We start from the raw sequence: 2195 nt of genomic DNA on the forward strand, positions 1-2195 counted from the left end.
ACCTTTTCAGACGGATTAATTTGTTGTATCATTTAATTACGCATCCTTTCCGTTTGGATTGTTTTGGTTTCTTCCTTAATACCATTTTACCAAACAAGGATGCGTTTTTTATTGTCAATAACAATTTTTTTGCTCAGTTACCTCCCGATTTATTGCTGTTTGAACAGGGTTTTCTGGGTGCGAAACTTGAGTTCATAATATAGATTGCTTCACTTTTATAATGGCTAAAGAAACTTTCAGCAATAGCGTTATCCCAACAGTTACCTTTTCTTGACATGCTTTGTTTAACTTTTAACTCTTTTAGTAAGTCCACATAATCCTTATTCGTAAAATGTATACCTTGATCACTATGAATTATACTACCTTCTAAATTATACTTCTTAGATAGAGCTTTAATAGCGTCCAGACTTAGATTCTTATCTTGTGAATCACTTATATTCCATGCTACTGGTTCATTATTGAATAGATCAATTACTGTACATAAATAAGTCATTTTTCTTTGGGTTGGAATATAAGTAATGTCTGTTACAAATTTTTCACCTGGCTTAGAAGCCTTAAAGTTTCTGTTCAATAAGTTTTCTTTAATAATAGCATTTTCTTTGGGTTTTTTATATTTTTTTCTTACTATAGACTGTATGTTATTTTCTTGCATTATACGCAATACCTTTTTATGGTTAACGGTTAAATTGTATTTAAATTTTAATATTTGACAGATTGTTCTATAGCCAGCTCGCTTATTAGATTTCTCATAAATATCAATTATTTTTTCCTCTATATCAGCATTTTTATTTAATGGTTGATTCCACTGCTGAAACACTATGTTTCAGCAGTGGAATCACATTTATTTTTTATACTTTTTACGAAATAAAATATCAACTAGTATAAAAAAACCTAATATTATAAATAACCACAATATAAAATTATAATTAATATAATGACTAGCAGCAATAGATAAAAAGATTATGCCATAAATTAGACAAAATATACCTAAGTGGAATTTAAATTTATCTATTTTATTATTATTTATTTTCTCTAAATCAAAACCCCACACAGAGCCCCTCATTATAATGTTATGATATTTATTTGTGAAAAAAGCATAACTAAGAAAAAAGAATAATAGTGCCACTATTGTTGTAACAATTACTGCAAATTCAGTCATAATGAAACCTCCTTATGAAAAAACAACATGGTTATAGATGATTATTATGCAAATACCAAAATATAGTATTTGCGTCATCAATTGCGTTATTTAATTGATTAGCATTAGCTATAATAACACCACTTGCACCAGCAGCAGTTAATGCGGCTATTAAAGGTCCGCCAAAAAGACTTAACAATGCTCCAAAACCAGCAGCAGCAATGTTTTGTTCGCAACTCTTAATAGTGTCAACGCAGTTTTTAAATTCAAAAAGATAAGGGCGATTATTGGTATTTTCATTTGTCATATAACTCTGGAAACCTAATCCGTAAGCGATGCGAAGTTGCCACCTTTGATCAACATATTTTATATATCTGTATTTCCAGTTATAAATTCCTTGATTTTCCCAAAATATATTACTTTGTAGCTCAATTGTTTCTTGCTGTTTAATAAAATCATCATTTAAATCTATAGTTATGGTACTATCTTCTGCAAAGATTTCAATAACATTATTTTCCTTAAAGTAAGTTGCTATTGTACCATCAGGTGCTTTAACTTGTCTTTTTGTATCATCATCAACTACAATTTTGTAAGTGTATCCATTAATTATTATCTGGTTGCTTTGTTCAATATAATCAGCAGCATATGCGGTTGAATACAATGTAAATATTAAACAAAGACATAATGTTAAAGATATAATTTTTTTAAAATAAATATATTTATTTAACATGAAAAACAGCCCTCCCAAAATTATTATTCGTTTTGTAAATTTAAATTAAATATGATTATCTTTTTATAACTCAAGACATCAATTCGCCCTGGTCCCTTATTAATGTAAAAAATCTGTCTGAATCTAAAGCTCTTTGAAAATTACATAAAATTACTGTTATATATAATAGATTAATTCTGCGGTCATTATAAGCTTATATTAAGCTACCTGGGTTAAAGCATACTAATGGCAATGCGAATGTCAAGCAAAAAGTGGACCACTGTGCTGATAAAAAATTGAGCCACTAATGCTAGTTTAAAAGTGAGCCACCTTGCTCACTTTTGGCTC

Annotated in this window: 3 protein-coding genes; all 3 read right to left on the reverse strand. The window is 28.8% G+C overall.

Annotated elements, in window-relative coordinates:
* Positions 1-133: 133 nt before the first annotated feature.
* Genes BUB92_RS10990 through BUB92_RS11000 form a run of 3 tightly spaced genes read right to left on the reverse strand, consistent with a single transcriptional unit; the run spans position 134 to position 1868 of the window.
* Positions 134-817, reverse strand: coding sequence for an IS3 family transposase (locus BUB92_RS10990; RefSeq protein WP_073093600.1), 684 nt, complete (start codon positions 815-817; stop codon positions 134-136).
* A gap of 24 nt (positions 818-841) precedes the next feature.
* Positions 842-1159: a hypothetical protein gene (locus BUB92_RS10995; RefSeq protein WP_073093602.1), complete on the reverse strand. Its 318-nt coding sequence runs from the start codon at positions 1157-1159 to the stop codon at positions 842-844.
* Between the two features lie 31 nt (positions 1160-1190).
* Positions 1191-1868, reverse strand: a complete 678-nt coding sequence (locus tag BUB92_RS11000) for a geobacillin-26 family protein (protein WP_073093604.1) — start codon at positions 1866-1868, stop codon at positions 1191-1193.
* Positions 1869-2195 lie beyond the last annotated feature (327 nt).

The organism is Thermosyntropha lipolytica DSM 11003 (assembly GCF_900129805.1).
GTDB lineage: Bacteria > Bacillota > Syntrophomonadia > Syntrophomonadales > Syntrophomonadaceae > Thermosyntropha > Thermosyntropha lipolytica.

Excerpts from the sequence above, each read along its gene's own strand:
- BUB92_RS10995 (WP_073093602.1), bottom strand. The coding sequence starts at position 1,159 with ATGACTGAATTTGCAGTAATTGTTACAACAATAGTGGCACTATTATTC.
- BUB92_RS11000 (WP_073093604.1), bottom strand. The coding sequence starts at position 1,868 with ATGTTAAATAAATATATTTATTTTAAAAAAATTATATCTTTAACATTA.